This is a genomic window from Chelativorans salis, from assembly GCF_025336525.1.
GTDB classification, from domain to species: Bacteria; Pseudomonadota; Alphaproteobacteria; order Rhizobiales; family Rhizobiaceae; genus Chelativorans; species Chelativorans salis.
In genome coordinates, this window is the sequence record NZ_JAOCZP010000015.1 from 61062 (window position 1) to 79399 (window position 18338).

Sequence of the window (18338 nt, forward strand, 5' to 3'; positions counted from 1 at the left end):
GTCCGTATGTTCAATCGTATCGTGATCGTGCTGGTATTTGTGCCGCTGGCGATCATCCTCATCGCTCTCGCCGTGGCCAACCGCGCAAGCACCGCCTTCACGGTCGATCCCTTCAACCCCGGCAATCCTGGCCTGACGGTGGAAATGCCGCTGTTCGTCTATCTCTTTGCCGCGCTCCTTCTCGGCATGTTCATCGGCAGCATTGCCACATGGTTCCGCCAGGGCCGCTATCGCCGCATAGCCCGAGAGCGGACGCAAGAGGTCGAGCAGTTGCGCACGGCCGAGCACCAGAAAAGCTCCGCCCTTGCCCCCACGGACGTCTGATACCTTTCATGCTCACAATCTCCGCCGCCGACGTCGATAAAAGCCTCACCTATGAAGGTCTCGTGGAAACGCTACGCGAAGCCTTCCGCGCCGGCGCCGTGCAGCCGGTTCGCCACCATCATACCATCGAGCGCCCCCGAGGCAGCGACAGCACGCTGCTCCTCATGCCCGCCTGGAGCGATTTCGCTGCCGAGGAAGGCGACGGCCATATCGGCGTTAAGATCGCCGCCGTCTCGCCGGACAACAACGCCATCGGCAAACCCGCCGTCATGGGCGTCTATCTGCTGATGGACGGGAAGACGGGCGAGCCGCAGGCCCTTATAGACGGCCAGCGCCTCACTCTGTGGCGCACCGCCTGCGCCTCCGCCCTCGCCACCTCCTATCTCGCCCGCCCCGATGCCGAGCGCCTTCTCGTTGTCGGCGCCGGCGCGCTCGCCTCACACCTCGCCCGCGCCCATGCAAGCCAGCGGTCCATCCGCGAGGTGAGGATCTGGAACCGCACCCCCGCAAACGCCGAGAAGGTGGCCGAGACGCTGCGCGCCGAGGGAATGGACGCAAACGTTGTCGATGACCTCGACGTGGCCGTCGGCTGGGCGCACATCGTCACCTGCGCCACGCTCTCCACCGTGCCGCTGGTTCGCGGTGCCGTGCTTTCGCCCGGCACACATGTTGATCTCGTCGGCGCCTTCTCGCCCACTATGCGCGAAAGCGACGACGAGGCGCTTTACCGCGCCTCCGTTTATGTTGACACGCACGCCGGCGCTACCAAGGAAGCCGGCGACATCGTCCAGGGCATCAAGTCCGGCGCGCTGGCGCCCGCCGACATCAAAGCCGACCTCTTCGAGCTGACGCGCGGTGAAAAACCCGGCCGACAAAGCGACGACGAAATCACTCTCTTCAAGTCCGTCGGCGCCGCCATCGAGGACTTCGCCGCCGGCATCGCCGTCTACCGCGCCTTCAAGAGCTGACGCCCCTCCTCCTCGAAGGGAGGGTGGACGGCCGCTCCCAGGCGAATGGCGGGTGGGGTCGTCGTGGCAATGCCACGTCTGCCGACCACCCGCTTATTGCGCCCCCCGAACCGCTATGGCAGAAGCGGCGCAGGCTTAATCCCTCAAGCTCCGGAGCCCTTGTTGAAGCCGTCGCGGGACAAGAACCGTCACCACCGCCAGCGCACCGAAAGCCGCGACAGGCAGCCCTCTGCCGTCGCGCGCACGCCCGGTCGCCGCGCCGGCCCGCTCCCCGACGAGCGCCTTCCGCTCATCCTGGAGGTGACGCCCGACGAGAACTACACGCTCCTCGATTCAGGCGCCGGCCGTAAGCTGGAGCAATATGGGCCCTACCGCATCGTCCGCCCCGAGGGGCAGGCGTTCTGGCAGCCGGCCTGGGATGAGGCAGAGTGGGAAAAGGCCGATGCCGTCTTCACCGGCGATGTGGACGAAGAGGGCATAGGCCGCTGGCGCTTTCCGAAAACGCCACTCGGCGAAACCTGGCCCATGCGCCATGACGGCATCGCCTATCTCGGCCGCTTCACCTCCTTCCGCCATGTCGGCGTGTTCCCGGAGCAGGCCTCTCACTGGTCACACATGGCAGGGCTCATCGAGGAGGCGCGCCGCCCGGTCAAGGTGCTCAACCTCTTCGGCTACACCGGCCTTGCCTCGCTGGTCGCCGCCCGCGCCGGCGCCCAAGTCACCCATGTCGATGCCTCAAAGAAGGCCATCGGCTGGGCGCGCGAGAACCAGGAGATGGCGGGGCTTTCCGATCGCCCGATCCGCTGGATCTGCGAGGACGCGATGAAGTTCGCCGAGCGCGAGGCACGCCGCGGAAATGCGTACGACATAGTACTTCTCGACCCACCCGCCTATGGCCGTGGTCCCAAGGGGGAGGTCTGGCAGCTTTTCGAGCATCTGCCGGGCCTGGTGGAGACCTGCCGTGCGATCCTTTCGCAAAAGCCGCTTGCCGTGGTGCTCACGGCCTATTCCATCCGCGCCTCCTTCTTCGCCATCCACACATTGATGCGCGATTCCTTCGCCGGCATGGGCGGCCGTGTCGAATCGGGCGAACTGGTCATCCGCGAGAAATCGGCCGGCCGCGCGCTCTCCACCTCGCTCTTCTCGCGCTGGGTGGCCCGATGACCGACAGGCAGAGCCGCGCTCCGGGCCAGGTAAAGGAGGTCACGAGCCTCTCAAATCCGCTGGTCAAGGACATCAAGGCGCTGGCCATGAAGAAGTACCGCGACCGCGAGCATGCCTTCATGGCCGAAGGCCTGAAGCTTGTCCTCGACGCGCTCGACGCCGGATGGACCATCCGCACCCTCGTCTACGCCAAGGCTGGCCGCGGCAACGCCGCCGTGGAAAAGGCGGCCGCCCGCACCGTGGCCGCCGGCGGCCTTGTGCTGGAGGTCTCGGAAAAGGTGCTTGCCGCCATCACCCGCCGCGACAACCCGCAGATGGTTGTCGGCGTCTTTCAGCAGCGCTACCGCCCGCTCGCCGACATCCGCCCGGCCGAGGGCGACGTCTGGGTAGCGCTCGACCGTGTGCGCGACCCGGGCAATCTCGGCACCATCGTCCGCACCGTCGACGCCGTGGGTGCGGCGGGCGTCATCCTCGTCGGCGAATGCACCGACCCCTTCTCGCTCGAGACCGTCCGTGCCACCATGGGCTCGCTCTTCTCCGTGCCGCTTTCCCGTGCCGATGAGGATGCCTTCCTCGTCTGGCGCAAGTCCTTCCCCGGTCTCGCAATCGGCACCCATCTCAAGGGCTCCGTCGACTACCGCACCCTCGATTACACCACCGGCCCGGTTCTGCTTCTCATGGGCAACGAGCAGCAGGGCCTGCCGGGCCGGCTGGCGGAGACCTGCGACCGGCTCGTGCGCATCCCCCAGGCCGGCCGCGCCGACTCGCTCAATCTCGCCGTTGCCACCGGCGTCATGCTCTACGAGATCCGCCGCGCCGCCCTCCCGGCCACGCCGGAGGCCGCCCCATGAAGCAGCGCCAGATCGCTCTCTACGGCGCCATCCTGCTCGTCGCCATCGTGCTGGACCAGGCGATCAAGATACTGGTCGAGGCGCGCCTGCAGCTGCACGAAAGGCTGGATGTCCTGCCCTTCCTGGCCTTTCTGCATTCGCGCAACACGGGTGTCGCCTTCTCCATGTTCTCCAGTGTCGACAGCCTCTGGCTCAGCTTGGCCGTGCTTGGCGTCATCGTCTTCATCGTCGTGCTGGCCGTTCGCACCGAGGCGACACAGATGTTTGCCCGCCTCGGCTTCGCTCTCATCATCGGCGGCGCCGTGGGAAACCTCATCGACCGGGCGGTGCGCGGCTATGTCGTCGACTACGTCTATTTCCACACTCCCGTCTGGTCCTTCGCCATCTTCAACCTGGCGGACGCCTTCATCACCATCGGTGCCGGCCTCGTCATCCTCGAAGAGGTGCTCGCTTGGCGCCGCGGCAGGAAGGCTGGCTGATTTCCTACCGCGACGGGGGAGCGGAGTTCGCCGTTGACCTCCCGTCCGTCCCGCCGCACAGTTCAATCAGCACGCCCGGAGGAGCCCCATGACCGACCGTTTCGAGGCCGTTCTCATCACCCGTGACGAGGAGAAGAACCAATCGGCGGCCTTCGTCGAGATGACCGAGGACGAGCTGATGGAAGGCGATGTCACCGTTGCCGTCGAGGCCACCACGGTGAACTACAAGGACGGCCTCGCCATCACCGGCAAAGCCCCCGTCGTGCGCCGCTTCCCCATGATCCCCGGCATCGATTTCGCGGGCACAGTCACCCGCTCCACCCATGCTGATTGGAAGGAAGGCGACAAGGTCATCCTCAATGGCTGGGGTGTCGGCGAGACCCACTACGGCGCCTACGCCGCCAAGGCCCGCGTCAGCGGTGACTGGCTGGTGCCGCTGCCCGAGGGCATGAGCCCCCTCCAGGCCATGGCCGTCGGCACGGCCGGCTACACCGCCATGCTCTGCGTCATGGCGCTGGAACGTCACGGCATCACCCCCGACCGCGGCTCGGTGATCGTTACAGGCGCTGCCGGCGGCGTCGGCTCGGTCGCCATCGCGCTGCTTGCCGGTCTCGGATACGAGGTTGCCGCCTCCACCGGCCGCCCGTCGGAGGAAGCCTATCTGAAGGATCTCGGCGCCAGTGAGATCATCCCCCGTGAGGAGCTTTCCGGCCCCGCCCGTCCTGTCGGCAAAGAGCGCTGGGCTGGCGGCATCGACGCCGTCGGCAGCCACACACTGGCCAACGTCTTGTCCATGACCTGCTACGGCGGCGCGGTCGCTGCCTGCGGTCTGGCGCAGGGCATGGACCTGCCGGCAAGCGTGGCTCCTTTCATCCTGCGCGGCGTGTCCCTCCTCGGCATCGATTCGGTCATGGCGCCGAAGGCGTTGCGGCTGGAGGCCTGGCGCCGCATCGCCGGGGAGCTCGACCACGCCAAGCTTGCCGCGCTCTCCAGCACGATCGTTTTCCGCGACGTCTTGGATGCGGCCGAAAATATCGTCGCCGGCCGAGTGCGCGGCCGGCTGGTGGTGGAGATGTAAACGTCCTGGAGATGTAAACAAAGCCCTGCGGTAATCACTAAGACTTGAGCGGCCGGCCAAAATCTTCCGTAAGTCCCGCTATGTATGGTCGGTCCCATGATGATGGCGGGCATCCGGCGGATATTTGCACGATTGTGGCGCGGCGGCAGCACGCGTCGCGCCGACAGCGGCGCTCTTTTGTGGTTCGGCCTGGCGGCGCTGCTCGTCTGCTTCCTGGCTTATCTCACCGGCGCTGCCGCCCTTGTGGTCCTTGCGCTCGCCCTTCTTGGGCTGGCGGGGTGTGCGCTGGCGCTGCAGCCTCCCACCGAGCCCGCAGCCGATCCGCAGGCGGATGCGCAGAAGACGGACAGCGCAGCGGAGATGGAGGCGCTCGCCGACCGCATGTGGGAGATGCAGGAAAGCGAGCAGCGTCTCCATGGTCTTCTCGAAGCGCTGGGCGACCTCGTCGTGCACCGCGACCGCAATGGCCGCATTCTCTATGCCAACCACGTATTCGCCGAGCTCATGGAGGCTGAGCCGTCGGCGCTGAGAGGCAAGACGCTGCCCGAACTCGGCGTCGATATCGGCCTGGTGCCCGATGCCGCTTTCTCCGACGGTGAAAGCCTGAGCTCGACCGACGTTCCCATTCACGCCAAGGGCGGCCTGCGCTGGTTCTCGTGGACCGAGCTTTCGCTGCGCGACCGGGACAGCGACACCATCTCCCACTGGGCGATCGCCCGCGACATAACCGCCCGCAAGCGCACCGAGGGCGCGCTGGTCAACGCCCGCGAGCGCGCCGAGCAGGCAAGCGTTGCCAAGTCGCGCTTTCTGGCCACCGTCAGCCATGAGATCCGAACGCCGATGAACGGCATAATGGGCATGGCCACCCTGCTTACCGATACGCGCCTTTCGCCCGAGCAGCGCACCTATCTCAGCGCCATCTCCACCTCCGCCAGCGCGCTCCTGGCGCTCATCGAGGACCTGCTCGACTATTCCAAGATCGAGGCCGGCCGGCTGGAGCTGGAGCCGCAGCGCGTGAACGTGCGCGAGCTGGTGGAGAATATCGTCGAGCTCATGGCTTCGCGCGCCTTCGAAAAGAACATCGGCCTTGGCTGCCACATCGCCCCGGAGGTGCCGGAGACCATCACTGCCGATCCCGGCCGCCTGCGTCAGATCCTGCTCAACTTGCTGGGCAACGCCGTCAAATTCACCGAAGAGGGCGGTGTGCTCGTCACCGTGACAACCGCCACGCACGACGAGAAGCCGGTGCTCACCTTCAAGGTAGATGATACCGGGCCGGGCCTCGACGAAGCGGCCATCGAGCGCATCTTTCACGAGTTTGAGCAAGCCGACAGCGGTCCGACCCGTCGCCACGGCGGCGCCGGGCTGGGCCTTGCCATCACCAGCCGTCTGGTCGAGGTGATGGATGGCAGCATCGCCGTCGAGAGCGCGCCAGGCGAGGGGGCGGCCTTCACCGTCGCCCTGCCCCTCCTCGAGGATGCTGACGAGCCTGCCGGCGCCACCCTCGCCCTCAAGAGCTGGAACATCGCCATCATCACGCCGCACGCGGTGGAGGGCGAGGCACTTGCGATGACCGTGCGCGCCTATGGCGGCAAGGTACGCGTCTTCGACGGCGAAAAGAGCGCTGCGGCGCTCCTGCGCCGGCGTCAGGCCAGCTTCGACGCGGTTCTCGTCGACGCCTCGCTGGAGAGCCGAAATGTCGATCTGCTCGCCAGGCTGCGCCGTCGGGGCCTCCACGCCGAGCAGGCCCTGACGCTCATCGCGCCCACTGATCGTGGCCGGCTCTCCGCCTTCCGCGCCAATGGCTACGGTGTTTTCCTCGCCCGCCCAGTGCGCGGACGTACCGTCCTTCGACTGCTCTTGAACGGCCGCCCGAGCACTGCGGAAAACTCCGCGGCGGAACCCGACGCCCCCGGCCGTGGCCCACCGCCGCGCACTGGTGCGGCGCTCCAAGTTCTGGTGGCCGAGGATAACGAGATCAACGCCATGCTTGCGCGTGCCACGCTCACCCGCGCCGGCCACAGCGTCACGCTCGTTTCAAACGGCCGCGCCGCGGTCGACGCCCTCACCCATCCCGCCCGAGAGTACGACATCGTGCTCATGGACCTGCATATGCCAGTTCTGGGCGGTCTCGACGCCATCTCCGACATCCGCCGCTACGAAGAAGAAACGGGCCTTCCCCCGATACCCATCCTCGTGCTTTCAGCCGACAGCCAGGAAAAGACGCGCCATCGTGTTCTGGCCCATGGCGCCAGCGGTTTCGTCACGAAACCTCTCGACCCCGACAAGCTGCTCGCGGAGCTGGAGACGCATGCGGCAGCGTGATCTGCCCGTCCACCCGGGCGATTGTAAGCCGGCCACTTTCCTGTCATCGTCCTGTCGCAGCTTGCTTCTATGTCCGCTTCAACGAGACGTGGAGGAGAATCAGTGGTGCGGGGCTTGATACTGAAACCGACCGCCTCTCCCGAAGGTGCCGAAAAGCTGGCGCTTCTCGAAGATCTCGCCGCCCGAATGGCCGCGGACGCCGTTCTCGGCCGGATCGGCCCGCTCGAAGTGCGGTTGGCGCAGGACCCTGACGAGATCGCCGCCGCCCAATCCATTCGTTTCCGCGTCTTCTACCAAGAAATGGGCGCAAAGCCGGGTTCGCTGGAAGAGCGCGACGCCGACCGCTTCGACGCCATCTGCGATCACCTGCTGGTGGTCGATACCTCCCTTCCCGGCGCGGGATGCGACCGCATCGTCGGCACCTACCGGCTCCTCACCCAGGAAAACGCGATTGCCGCCGGCGGCTTCTATTCAGAGAGCGAGTTCGATCTGAAGACCCTCGTCGCCCGCCATCCGAAACGTCGTTTTCTGGAGCTTGGCCGCTCTTGCGTTTTGCCGGCTTATCGTTCCAAGCGCACCATCGAGCTCCTGTGGCAGGGCATCTGGGCCTATTGCCGGCAGAGGCGCATCGACGTGATGACCGGCTGTGCCTCCTTCCCCGGCACGATTCCAGCCGCCCATGCCGAGCCACTCTCTTTCCTCGCCCATTTCTGCCGCGCTGAAGCGCCCTGGCATGTGCGTGCCCGCGCCGGCCGCTATGCTGCCATGGACCTGATGCCGCGCGAGGCGGTGAATGCCAAGGCTGCTCTTGCCGCCATGCCGCCCCTCATCAAAGGCTATCTCCGCCTCGGCGCCAAATTCGGCGACGGCTGCGTCATCGACCATGACTTTTCAACGACAGATGTGCTGGTTGTCCTGCCCATCGAGGCGATCTCGGAGCGCTATATCGCTTACTACGGCGCCGAAGCCGAGCGTTTCGCAGTATAGGCGGCACACCCCGCTACAGCGCGTCCACCAGCCGCCCTGCGCCATCGCGGAACGGGTCGACCGTGGGCAGGCCCATGCGCACCTCGATGTCCTCCAAACACTTCCGCGCTTCCTCAGCCGAAAGTGCCGCCGTGTTGACCGAAACGCCGATCACCTCAACCGCCGGATTGACGATGCGCGCCACGCCGAGCGCCAGGTCGCGCAACGCCTCCAGCGAGGGCAGGGCGTAGTGCGGCAGCCCACGCAAATGCGTGCGCGTCGGCTCGTGGCACAGCACCAGCGCATCCGGCTGTCCACCGTGGATGAGCGCCAGCGTCACGCCCGAAAACGACGGATGGAAGAGACCTCCCTGGCCCTCGATCAGGTCCCAATGGTTGGGATCGTTGTCAGGCGTCAGCCATTCCACCGCGCCAGCCATGAAATCCGCCACCACCGCGTCCAGCGGCACGCCCGAGCCGGTGATCAGGATGCCGGTCTGTCCCGTGGCGCGGAACGTCGCCTGCATGCCGCGCGCCAGCATCTCGCGCTCCATGGCGAGCGCGGTGTACATCTTGCCGATGGAGCAGTCCGTGCCGACGGCGAGGCAGCGCTTGCCCGTACGCGGCTTGCCGTCGGCAATAGGATAGGCCTGCTGCGGCACGCGCACGTCGAAAAGCTCCGTGCCTGCCTGCCGTGCCGCTTCCACCAGTTCGGGCAGGTCGCTCAGCCGGTTGTGCAGCCCGGAGGCGATATCCATGCCGGCACGGGTGGCAGCGACCAGCGTTTCGATCCAACTGGGCGCGATGATGCCGCCACGGTTGGCCGCGCCGACCACGAGTGTTTGCGCACCTGCCGCCCGAGCCTCCTCCAGGCTCATATCGGGTAGGCCGAGATCGGCTTTGCAGCCTTCGAGCCGCAACTGCCCGAGGCAGAATTGCGGGCGCCAGTCCTTGATGCCCTGCGCCACCTTGGCCGCCAGTTGGTCCGGCGCATCGCCGAGAAAAAGCAGATAGGGCGTCTTCAGCATGGCTTCGCTCCCCGAAAAAATGGACAGCAGATAGCTGACGGCAGGGCGTGCGGCTGTCAAGGAAGCCGGTGAGGCCGGTGAAGCTTTTCGTGATCACATATGCGAAGGGCGTTGATTGCGCCCGCTTGCACAGGTAACGATGGTTGGGGAACGAAAAGGGGAGCACGGTTGGAGGCGGTCAAGCGGGCGATTAGGAGCGCGTTGGAAAAGGGGGACGCGCAGGACAGGGCCTTTCGGGAAAAGGTCTACCGGCAAGCCTTTGCTGCGCTGGAGCGTTCCTTGCAGTCGCGGCCCGAACTCTCCATCGAAGACGTGCGCCAGCGTCGCGATAGCGTGAAAGCTGTCATAGTCGAGATCGAGAACGAGTTCCAGCCGGCCGTAGCCCCCGCTCCCACCCCCACATCTGGTCCCGCTCCCACTCCTTCACCTGGATTCGCGGAGCCGGGGCCCGAGGCGGATTTCGTGCCGCGCGTCGAGCGCCGGGACCGGCTGTCGGCCGCCGAAGAGCCGGCGGAAGATATCGGCCCCCTCCCACCAGAGGACGAAACGGAGGGGCGGCGCCGGCCCTTCGCTATGCTTTTCGTGTTCGCCACGCTGATCGCCGCCGTCGGCATCGGCGCATGGTGGACGCTGCAAAGCGGCATCCTGCAGCCGGCCGAAGAGCGCGGCGCCGGCCTACCCGCTCCGCCGCTTGCCGAGGAGGAGGATTTCGACCCCGGCAACGGCGCACCCCGGCCGGCGGCCAGTGCCATCCAGGTGGGAGGCGACTGGATCACCATCTTCTCCCCAGATGATCCCACCACCATACAGACACAGGGCGGCGCAAGCGCTGAGGTGATGGACGAGGAGGAGGATTTCCTGCGGATCACCGGCGCATCGGGGGCAGCCGTTTCCTTCGATGTCGGCCAGGGCGTTCTGGAACGGCTGGCCGGCCAGCGCGTCATCTTCAATATCACCGCCAGTGCTCAGGAAGGGCAAGAAACGCAGATCTCCGTGTCATGCGATTTCGGGGCGCTGGGCGGTTGCGGTCGCTCGCGTTACCTTGTTAGCCCGTCGCCCACCGAATATCTGCTGGAGACGGAGCTGTCCGCTGGCGAGCCGGGCGCCGGCGGCACGATCTCCATTGTACCCGATGTCGAAGGCGAGGGCCGGACGCTCGATATCTTCTCCGTGCGTGTGGCGACCGCCAACTAGTTCTTTCGTCCGATTGCGTGCTGAGCCCCTGTCATAGCCTAATTGATCCAGCGCAAAGAATTGCCGCTGCGGCGTGGCATTTTGCCCTGACGGGGGTAATGGACGCGGCGGGGGTGGGCGATTATGATCCCCATGTAACCTGGGAATAGCAGTATGGATTACGCACGGTTTTTTTCCGAGGCAATCGACCAGTTGCATGCCGAGCGGCGCTACCGCGTATTCGCGGATCTGGAGCGTATTGCAGGCGCCTTTCCGCGGGCCATCTGCCGTGCTGACGGCAAGGCCCGGGAAATCACCGTCTGGTGCTCAAACGACTATCTGGGCATGGGCCAGCACCCGGATGTGATCGCCGCCATGCACGAGGCGGCCAGCCGTATGGGCTCGGGCGCCGGCGGCACGCGCAACATCTCCGGCACGAATCACCCGCTGGTCGAGCTGGAAGCGGAACTTGCCGATCTGCACGGCAAGGATGCGGCCCTCGTCTTCACCTCCGGCTTCGTCTCCAACGAAGCCTCGATCTCCACCATCGCCCGGCTTTTGCCCGACTGCCTGGTGCTCTCAGACGAGTTGAACCATGCCTCGATGATCGAGGGCGTGCGCCGTTCGGGCGCCGAAAAGAAGATCTTCCGCCACAACGATCTGGCACATCTGGAAAGCCTGCTCGCCGCCACGGGCCGCGAGCGGGCGAAACTGATCGTCTTCGAATCGGTCTATTCCATGGACGGCGACATCGCGCCCATCGCCGAGATCGCCGACCTCGCCGAAAAATATAACGCGATGACCTATATCGACGAGGTGCACGCGGTCGGCATGTATGGCGCCCGCGGCGGCGGTATCACCGAGCGTGACGGCCTCGCCCACCGCATGGACGTCATCGAGGGCACGCTGGCCAAGGCCTTCGGCGTCATCGGGGGCTATATCGCCGGCTCGGCGGCGATCATCGATGCGGTGCGCTCCTACGCACCCGGCTTCATCTTTACAACGGCCCTTCCGCCAGCCATCGCCAATGCCGCCACGGCCTCCATCCGGCATCTGAAGAACTCGACCGCCGAGCGCGCGGCGCACCAGCGCCAGGCGCAGCGCACCAAGGACGTGCTCAACACCGCCGGCCTGCCGGTGATGCCGTCGGAAACGCATATCGTGCCGCTGCTGGTCGCCGATCCGGAGCTGTGCAAGATGGCCAGCGACCGGCTTCTGGAAAAGCATGGCATCTACATCCAGCCGATCAACTATCCCACCGTGCCACGCGGCACGGAGCGCCTGCGGATCACACCGTCGCCCTTCCATTCGGACGACCTCATCGATGCGCTGAAGGGTGCGCTCATGGAGACGTGGGAGGCACTCGGCATCCCCTTCCAGGAGACCGGGCAGGCGCCCGCCGCGCGCTCGGATCGCGTTATCCCGCTCGTGGTGTCGAAAGCCGGCGGGTAAACCTACTCCGCCGCCCACCTCGCCAGCTTCTCGGCTGCTTCTTCGATCTGATCCGTGCTGCGGTTGAAGCAGAGGCGGAAGAAACGTTCCCCGCCGGCGCCGAAAGCCGTTCCCGGCGCCAGTCCAACGCCTGTCTCGTCGACGATCCGGATGGCCGCGCTGCGCGTATCCTCCAGGCCATCAATGGCGAAGAAGAGATAAAAGGCGCCGTCGGGCACCGCCAGTTGCACCCGCCCCGTTGCCCGCAAGGCCGCGCACAGCCGGTCGCGATTGTGGCGCGCCCGCTCGACCTGCTCGTCGATGAAGGAATCGCCCTCATCGAGCGCAGCCACCGCCCCGCGCTGCATAAACTCTGCGACGCCCGAAGTGGAATACTGCACCAGGTTCTCGAACACCTGGCCGAGTGACGCGTGCGCCCGCACCCATCCGATGCGCCAGCCGGTCATGGCCCAGTTCTTCGAAAACGAGTTGACGAAGAGAATGCGGTCGTCGTCGGATGCGATGTCGATCAGGGACGGCGCGTGCCGACCCGAATAGAAGAACTTCGTGTAGATCTCGTCGGCGATGATCCACAGCCCGTGCCGCCGCGCCAGATCGAGCAGCGCCTCCAGCGTTGCACGGTCGGCCGTCCAGCCCGTTGGGTTCGACGGGGTGTTGACGAAGAGCGCGCGCGTGCGCGGCGTGATCGCCGCTTCGACACGGTTGATGTCGAGGCTCCAGCCGTTCTCCGAAAAATCGAGCAACACCGGCACCGGCTTGCCGCCGGCGATGCCGAGTGCGGCGGGAAAGTTGGGCCATGCCGGGCTGAAGTAGATCACCTCGTCACCGGCGCCGGCCACAGCCTGCAGCGCAAGCTGGATCGCCTGCATGCCGCCGCCGGTGACGACGAACTCGTCCGGCGCAAAGCCTCGCCCGAAGACGCGGCTGTGATAGCGCGCAAGCGCTGCACGAAGCTCCGGGACGCCCCCTTGCCAGGTGTAGAAGGTGTGGCCTGCGGCAAGGCTTCCCATCGCCGCGTCGCGGATGAAATCCGGCGTTGGCAGGTCGCCTTCGCCCACCCACAGGGGAATAAGCCCCTCGCGCCCGCGCGCATGGTCGACCACGGACACAATGCCGCTCGCTGGCGCTGCACGCGCCTCGCCGCGCAGCATCTCCTTCAGGCTCATGCCCTGTTCCTTTTGTTACTTCTTGGTTGCCAGCAGATCGCGGATTTCCGTCAACAGCTGAATGTCTTGCGGGGGCGCTGCCGGTGCCGCCGGCGCCTCGGCCTGCTTGCGACGCAGGTTGTTCACGCTCCTCACCATCAGAAAGATGATCCAGGCGAGGATGAGGAAATTGATGAGGACGGTGATGAAATTGCCGTAGGCAAAGACCGCCCCCTGCTCGCGCGCCGCCTCCAGCGTGTCCGCCGTGATGCCGGAGGTGAGCGGAATGAAATAGTTCGAGAAATCGATGCCGCCAAAGATGGCCCCGACGATCGGCATGATGATGTCCTCGGTCAGCGAGCTGACGATAAGGGCGAAGGCGCCGCCGATGATGACGCCCACGGCAAGGTCCATCACGTTGCCCCGGGCAATGAATTCCTTGAACTCGTTGAACATTTCCGTTTCCCTCACGTTCCGTGAAACAGCCGGACAACAACATGCTCCGCCGCATATGCGCCGCGAGAATAGCAAAAGCGCGGAGCTTGGTAAGCGTCCGCTCTGCGCTTTATACACTTGCACCTGCAGCCCCAGCGAAAGAAGCATTGCGCAGCCCGGCCCGGCTGTGCTTGGCTCCGTCATCTTGGGAGGATAAGGGTCCGCCGTGCAGGGGTGGGTCATCGGCATCATCGCCATCGCCTATGTCACGCTGCTTTTCGTGATAGCGAGCCATGGCGACAGACGGGCAGCGATCCGCAACGCCGGGTCGCGGCCGTTCATCTATGCGCTCAGCCTTGCCATCTACTGTACCTCGTGGACCTTCTTCGGCTCGGTCGGGCTCGCCTCGGAGCGCGCCTTCGAGTTCCTGGCCATCTACATCGGCCCGGTGCTCGTCTTCCTCTTCGCCAACCGCCTCATCGCCCGCATCATACGGCTGGCCAAGAGCGAGAAGATCACTTCCATCGCCGATTTCCTGGCCGCGCGCTACGGTAAGAGCTTCGCCGTCGCCCTGGTCGCCACCCTCATCGCCACCTCGGGCACCATCCCCTATATCGCACTGCAGCTGAAGGCGATCTCCGATTCCGTGAACTTGATGGTGGAGCACTACACCGGCGCGCCGCCCAACATCGACCTCGTCATCGGTGACATCTCGCTGATCGTGGCAATGCTCCTGGCACTGTTCGCCGTCCTGTTCGGCACCCGTCATGCCGACGCCACCGAGCACCAGAACGGGCTGGTGCTCGCCGTGGCGGTGGAATCGATCGTCAAGCTCGCGGCCTTCCTCGCCGTCGGCGTGGCGGTGACCTTCGTGCTGTTCGACGGTCCGGCGGAACTGGCGAGCCGCGTGGCGTCAGAGCCGCAGGTGGCCAGCGCCTTCGCCCACCCCACCTCGCTCGCCACCTGGATTGTCATGACCACGCTGTCGGCCTGCGCCATCGTCATGCTGCCACGCCAGTTCTACGTCACCATCGTCGAGAACAAGAGCCAGGACGAGTTGAAGACCGCCGTCTGGCTCTTCCCGCTCTATCTCGTGCTCATCAACCTGTTCGTGATCCCCATCGCCTTCGCCGGCCTGCATGTCGTGGGCGCGCGCACCAACGCCGACCTTTACGTCCTCGCCCTGCCGCTCCTGTCCGGGCACGACTTCCTGGCGATGTTCGCCTTCATCGGCGGCCTGTCGGCGGCGACCGCCATGGTGATCGTCGCCAGCGTGGCGCTGTCGATCATGATCTCCAACGATCTCGTCATCCCGCTTTTCGTGCGGCGGCTTTTGAGGTCCGAAAGCCGGGAGAAGGAGGACTGGTCCGCCGTCATCCTCAACATCCGCCGCGCGGCGATCTTCATCATCCTGTTCACCGCCTTCCTCTATTATCGCGAGATCACCACCAACATCCGCCTGGCGGCCATCGGCCTGATCTCCTTCGCCGCCATCGCCCAGTTCGCCCCCGCCTTCTTCGGCGGTCTCATCTGGCGCGGGGCCAACAGCCGCGGCGCGCTTCTCGGTATGGGCGCCGGCTTTGCCGTCTGGGCCTACACGCTGCTCTTCCCCTCTCTGGCGCCGGCGGGAACCGAGATCATCACCCACGGCCCCTTCGGCATCGAGGCGCTGCGCCCGCAGGCGCTCTTCGGCACGGTCGGCGAGCCGCTGAATCACGGCGTGCTGTGGAGCCTGTCGGTCAACATGCTGTTCTTCATCCTTGGCTCGCTGTCGCGCGCCGCCAAGCCGCAGGAGCGCATCCAGGCGGCGATCTTCGTGCCGCGCGACGCCACACCGATGCCCAGCCTGCGCCGCTTCCGCACGGCTGTCACCATCAATGACCTGAAGGACACCATCTCGCGCTATCTGGGCGTGGAGCGCACGGAGCGCTCCTTCCTCACCTTCGAGGCCGAGCAGGGGACGCCGCTCAACGGCCACGAGCAGGCCAGCATGGCCGTCATCCGCTTTTCTGAGCAATTGCTCGCCAGCGCCGTCGGCTCCTCCTCTGCCAGGCTTATCCTGTCACTCCTGTTCCAGCGCAACGACAGCTCGCCGCGAGACGCCATGCGGCTGCTCGACGACGCATCAATGGCCCTGCAGCACAACCGCGACCTCTTGCAGACTGCGCTAGACCAGATGGAGGAGGGGATCACCGTCTTCGATCAGGACTTCCGGCTCACCTGCTGGAACCGCCAGTTCCGCACGCTGCTCGACCTGCCCGACGCCATGGGGCAGGTGGGTGTGTCCTTGAGCCGGATCGTCAACCACCTGATCGCCCGCGGAGACCTTGCCCACGATGCAGAAAAGACGGTCCTCGACCGGCTGACCGCCTTCGGCTTACCCTGGGAACTCAGGCTGCAGAACAGCGGCCGCATCATGGAGATCCGCTCCAACCTCATGCCCGGCGGCGGTATCGTCGCCACCTATACCGACATCACCGCGCGCGTCGAGGCCGACATGGCTCTGAAGCGCGCCAACGAGACGTTGGAGCAGCGTGTTGCAAGCCGCACGGCCGAACTGGTGCGCGTCAACGAGGAGCTGGCGCAGGCGCAGATGCTGGCGGAGGAAGCCAATCTGTCGAAGACACGCTTCCTGGCCGGCGCCGGCCACGACATCCTGCAGCCGCTGAACGCCGCGCGTCTTTACTGCGCACCTCTCAGGGAGAAGCTGGACAGGGAAGACCTGCGCTCCGTGGTCGACAATATCGATTCGTCGCTCGATTCGGTCGAGGCCATCCTGGGCGCGGTGCTCGATATATCGCGTCTCGACACTGGCGCGCTCAAGCCCGCCGAGACGGTCTTCCAGCTGGACGGGCTGTTGCGCCAGATCGCCACTGACTTCCAGCCGCTCGCCGCAGAGAAAGGCCTGCAACTCACCATCGTGCCCTCGTCACTTGCCGTGAAGACGGACCGCAACCTCTTCCGCCGACTGGTGCAGAACCTGGTCTCCAATGCCGTCAAATACACGCGCAAAGGCCGCGTCCTGGTGGGCGCGCGGCGGCGTGGGGAACTGGTCGAGCTGCAGGTCTTCGACACCGGCATCGGCATCGCCGACGGTGAGCTCAACGCCGTCTTCCGTGAGTTCACGCGGCTCGACGAGGGCATGCGCGAGGCGCGGGGGCTGGGCCTCGGCCTGTCCATCGTCGATCGCATCGCCCGCGTCCTCAGGCTGGAGATACAGCTCCAGTCCGAGCGCGGAAAAGGCACCCGCTTCTCTGTCATCCTGCCGGCAAGCGCAGCATTGGCCGATGCGCAGTTGGAGCCCGCCGTGCCGCAAATCCGCCCGAACGTGATCCTGGCGGGGCTCGACGTTCTATGCATCGACAATGACGACCGCATCCTGGACGGCATGCGGCTTCTCCTGGAAGGGTGGGGCTGCCGCGTCAGGACAGTCACCGGGACGCCCGAACTGGACGCGCGCCGTCCGCTGGAGATGCGGCCGGACATCATTCTGGCCGACTATCATCTCGACGGCGAAGACGGGCTTTCGGCCGTCCGCCGCCTGCGCCGTGTGTGGGGCGCGGATATCCAGGCCGTGCTCGTCACCGCCGACCGCACGAGCGAGGTGCGCACAGCGGCCGAGGCGATGGACATCGCCGTTCTGAACAAACCCGTGAAGCCAGCCGCCCTCCGCGCATTGCTGACGCGCTACCGCCAGGTGCAGGCGGCGGAGTAAGGCTACACCCCCTCCGAAAGCGGATCGGTGCCGATGCGCGAGAGCAGGATCACCGCCTGGGTGCGGCTGTCGACGCCCAGCTTTTGCAGGATGGCGGAGACATGTGCCTTGATGGTGGCCTCGGAGACGGAAAGCTCATAGGCGATCTGCTTGTTCAACAGCCCCTCGGCAAGCATGGCGAGCACCCGCGTCTGCTGCGGCGTAAGCGTATGCAGGCGTCTGATGAGGTCGGAGATTTCAGGATCGCCCTCCTCGCCGAGCTCGATCTCCTCGGGTGTGTAAATGCCGCCATCGAGCACCGTTTGGACGGCGCGACGCATCTCCTCCATGCGCGCGGATTTGGAAATGAAGCCTGAGGCGCCGAGTTCCAGCGCGCGGCGTATTGTCTGCGGATCGTCATAGGCCGAGACAACGACGATGGGCATGGCCGGGCTGAATCCACGCAGGGCAATCAGTCCGGAAAGCCCGCTGGCGCCGGGCATCGCCAGGTCCAGAAGCACCAGGTCTATCTCCGCGTCCTCGGCGATCAGCTCCTTGACGCTGTCGAAATCGCCGGCTTCCAAAATGGCGCAATCGGCGCCGAAGCCGGCGAGCGCCTGCTGTAACGCTCCCCTGAAAAGCGGATGGTCGTCGGCGACCACGAAACGGTAACCCGGCAAGAAACCCTCCCCGTTTTCCCGCCAAGTTATCGTTTTTTTCACGCAGCGGGATAGCGGCTGATTATGCGAGGATGGCTGCAGTTTTCAAGCGGCTTGCGCGATCGCCCATTGTCCCGCCCAATTGCGTGGAACAAAATGGCGGACGCCACATTGCACCGGCAAAGAGATCGGCACGCAAAGGCAATGCATTTAACGATGGAAAAGATACGCAATACCGCGATTGTCTGCATCGGCCGCGCCGTCATGTTTGGCGCACTGGCCATCGTCCTTATCATGGTGAGCCTGTCGTTCGATCTGGAGCTTGCCCTTTTCGCAGGTGCGGCCCTGACCTTGGCCATGGCCGAGATTCTCATCATCAAGGCGCAGATCGCACCCCGGCAGAACCCCAAGCGCACCGAGGTGTGGACCTGCCTGGACAAGGCTGCCCGCCCGGCGGGCGCCGAGGGCAAGGCGGTTTTCACGGCGGTGCTGCGCGACGTCTATGTGTTCTTCGCCCGCAACAGCTACGCCATTGCCTGCTCGTTTTTCGCCGCCTCGCTCTTCGTGCGTATCGCCCGCGGCGCCGTCTGACGCCTGA

General features: G+C 65.5%; 16 protein-coding genes. 12 read left to right on the forward strand and 4 right to left on the reverse strand.

From position 1 onward, the window contains the following. The first annotated feature begins 6 nt into the window (after positions 1-6). The 8 genes from N5A92_RS26560 to olsB all read left to right on the forward strand — a co-directional run bounded on the left by N5A92_RS26560 (position 7) and on the right by olsB (position 8176). Positions 7-324, forward strand: a complete 318-nt coding sequence (locus N5A92_RS26560; protein ID WP_260907591.1) for a LapA family protein — start codon at positions 7-9, stop codon at positions 322-324. An 8-nt stretch (positions 325-332) separates the two neighbouring features. Then, positions 333-1292: a bifunctional Delta(1)-pyrroline-2-carboxylate/Delta(1)-piperideine-2-carboxylate reductase gene (gene lhpI / locus N5A92_RS26565; protein ID WP_260907593.1), complete on the forward strand. Its 960-nt coding sequence runs from the start codon at positions 333-335 to the stop codon at positions 1290-1292. Between the two features lie 162 nt (positions 1293-1454). Then, entirely contained in the window at positions 1455-2456 is a 1002-nt protein-coding gene (locus N5A92_RS26570) for an RsmD family RNA methyltransferase (protein WP_260907595.1), read from the forward strand. Then, the gene (locus tag N5A92_RS26575; RefSeq protein ID WP_260907596.1) at positions 2453-3307 is read left to right on the forward strand and encodes a TrmH family RNA methyltransferase; all 855 of its coding nucleotides are present in this window, start codon (positions 2453-2455) and stop codon (positions 3305-3307) included. The genes N5A92_RS26570 and N5A92_RS26575 overlap by 4 nt, the downstream gene beginning before the upstream one ends. Further along, positions 3304-3786 carry a signal peptidase II gene (gene lspA, locus N5A92_RS26580; protein WP_260907597.1) on the forward strand — a complete coding sequence of 161 codons (483 nt, stop codon included), beginning with the start codon at positions 3304-3306 and terminating at the stop codon, positions 3784-3786. Before N5A92_RS26575 ends, lspA begins: the two co-directional genes overlap by 4 nt. 88 nt (positions 3787-3874) lie before the next feature. After that, the gene (gene acuI / locus N5A92_RS26585; RefSeq protein WP_260907598.1) at positions 3875-4864 is read left to right on the forward strand and encodes an acrylyl-CoA reductase (NADPH); all 990 of its coding nucleotides are present in this window, start codon (positions 3875-3877) and stop codon (positions 4862-4864) included. A 96-nt stretch (positions 4865-4960) separates the two neighbouring features. Beyond that, positions 4961-7189 (forward strand): PAS domain-containing hybrid sensor histidine kinase/response regulator, encoded by a 2229-nt coding sequence (locus N5A92_RS26590; protein ID WP_260907599.1) that lies wholly within the window; start codon positions 4961-4963, stop codon positions 7187-7189. Positions 7190-7375: 186 nt separating this feature from the next. After that, positions 7376-8176, forward strand: coding sequence for a l-ornithine N(alpha)-acyltransferase (gene olsB, locus N5A92_RS26595; protein ID WP_260907643.1), 801 nt, complete (start codon positions 7376-7378; stop codon positions 8174-8176). A 13-nt stretch (positions 8177-8189) separates the two neighbouring features. Here the strand turns inward: olsB and dgcN are convergent, their stop codons facing one another. Next, a complete protein-coding gene (gene dgcN, locus N5A92_RS26600) occupies positions 8190-9182 on the reverse strand; it encodes an N-acetyltransferase DgcN (RefSeq protein ID WP_260907600.1) in 993 nt (330 codons plus the stop codon). 201 nt (positions 9183-9383) lie between these two features. Between dgcN and N5A92_RS26605 the strand changes: the two genes are divergently transcribed. Both N5A92_RS26605 and hemA read left to right on the forward strand, forming a co-directional pair. Next, on the forward strand, positions 9384-10376 hold the full coding sequence (locus tag N5A92_RS26605; protein WP_260907601.1) for a hypothetical protein: 993 nt from the start codon (positions 9384-9386) through the stop codon (positions 10374-10376). A gap of 153 nt (positions 10377-10529) precedes the next feature. After that, positions 10530-11807, forward strand: coding sequence for a 5-aminolevulinate synthase (gene hemA, locus N5A92_RS26610; protein WP_260907602.1), 1278 nt, complete (start codon positions 10530-10532; stop codon positions 11805-11807). A gap of 2 nt (positions 11808-11809) precedes the next feature. On the opposite strand, the gene N5A92_RS26615 is transcribed toward hemA, so the two are convergent. After that, a complete protein-coding gene (locus N5A92_RS26615; RefSeq protein WP_260907603.1) occupies positions 11810-12973 on the reverse strand; it encodes a pyridoxal phosphate-dependent aminotransferase in 1164 nt (387 codons plus the stop codon). Positions 12974-12988: 15 nt separating this feature from the next. Continuing rightward, a complete protein-coding gene (mscL, locus tag N5A92_RS26620; protein ID WP_260907604.1) occupies positions 12989-13408 on the reverse strand; it encodes a large conductance mechanosensitive channel protein MscL in 420 nt (139 codons plus the stop codon). A gap of 205 nt (positions 13409-13613) precedes the next feature. On the opposite strand from mscL, the gene N5A92_RS26625 reads away from it, so the two are divergent. Beyond that, positions 13614-17102, forward strand: coding sequence for a PAS domain-containing hybrid sensor histidine kinase/response regulator (locus N5A92_RS26625; RefSeq protein WP_260907605.1), 3489 nt, complete (start codon positions 13614-13616; stop codon positions 17100-17102). Between the two features lie 2 nt (positions 17103-17104). Here N5A92_RS26625 and N5A92_RS26630 read toward each other — a convergent pair whose 3' ends face one another. Beyond that, the gene (locus N5A92_RS26630; protein ID WP_260907606.1) at positions 17105-17761 is read right to left on the reverse strand and encodes a response regulator transcription factor; all 657 of its coding nucleotides are present in this window, start codon (positions 17759-17761) and stop codon (positions 17105-17107) included. Between the two features lie 195 nt (positions 17762-17956). On the opposite strand from N5A92_RS26630, the gene N5A92_RS26635 reads away from it, so the two are divergent. After that, entirely contained in the window at positions 17957-18331 is a 375-nt protein-coding gene (locus N5A92_RS26635; RefSeq protein WP_260907607.1) for a hypothetical protein, read from the forward strand. The last annotated feature ends 7 nt before the right edge of the window (positions 18332-18338 follow it).

Excerpts from the sequence above, each read along its gene's own strand:
- dgcN (WP_260907600.1), bottom strand. The coding sequence starts at position 9,182 with ATGCTGAAGACGCCCTATCTGCTTTTTCTCGGCGATGCGCCGGACCAA.
- N5A92_RS26575 (WP_260907596.1), top strand. The coding sequence starts at position 2,453 with ATGACCGACAGGCAGAGCCGCGCTCCGGGCCAGGTAAAGGAGGTCACG.
- N5A92_RS26560 (WP_260907591.1), top strand. The coding sequence starts at position 7 with ATGTTCAATCGTATCGTGATCGTGCTGGTATTTGTGCCGCTGGCGATC.
- olsB (WP_260907643.1), top strand. The coding sequence starts at position 7,376 with ATGGCCGCGGACGCCGTTCTCGGCCGGATCGGCCCGCTCGAAGTGCGG.
- N5A92_RS26635 (WP_260907607.1), top strand. The coding sequence starts at position 17,957 with ATGGAAAAGATACGCAATACCGCGATTGTCTGCATCGGCCGCGCCGTC.
- acuI (WP_260907598.1), top strand. The coding sequence starts at position 3,875 with ATGACCGACCGTTTCGAGGCCGTTCTCATCACCCGTGACGAGGAGAAG.
- mscL (WP_260907604.1), bottom strand. The coding sequence starts at position 13,408 with ATGTTCAACGAGTTCAAGGAATTCATTGCCCGGGGCAACGTGATGGAC.
- hemA (WP_260907602.1), top strand. The coding sequence starts at position 10,530 with ATGGATTACGCACGGTTTTTTTCCGAGGCAATCGACCAGTTGCATGCC.
- lspA (WP_260907597.1), top strand. The coding sequence starts at position 3,304 with ATGAAGCAGCGCCAGATCGCTCTCTACGGCGCCATCCTGCTCGTCGCC.
- N5A92_RS26615 (WP_260907603.1), bottom strand. The coding sequence starts at position 12,973 with ATGAGCCTGAAGGAGATGCTGCGCGGCGAGGCGCGTGCAGCGCCAGCG.
- N5A92_RS26590 (WP_260907599.1), top strand. The coding sequence starts at position 4,961 with ATGATGATGGCGGGCATCCGGCGGATATTTGCACGATTGTGGCGCGGC.
- lhpI (WP_260907593.1), top strand. The coding sequence starts at position 333 with ATGCTCACAATCTCCGCCGCCGACGTCGATAAAAGCCTCACCTATGAA.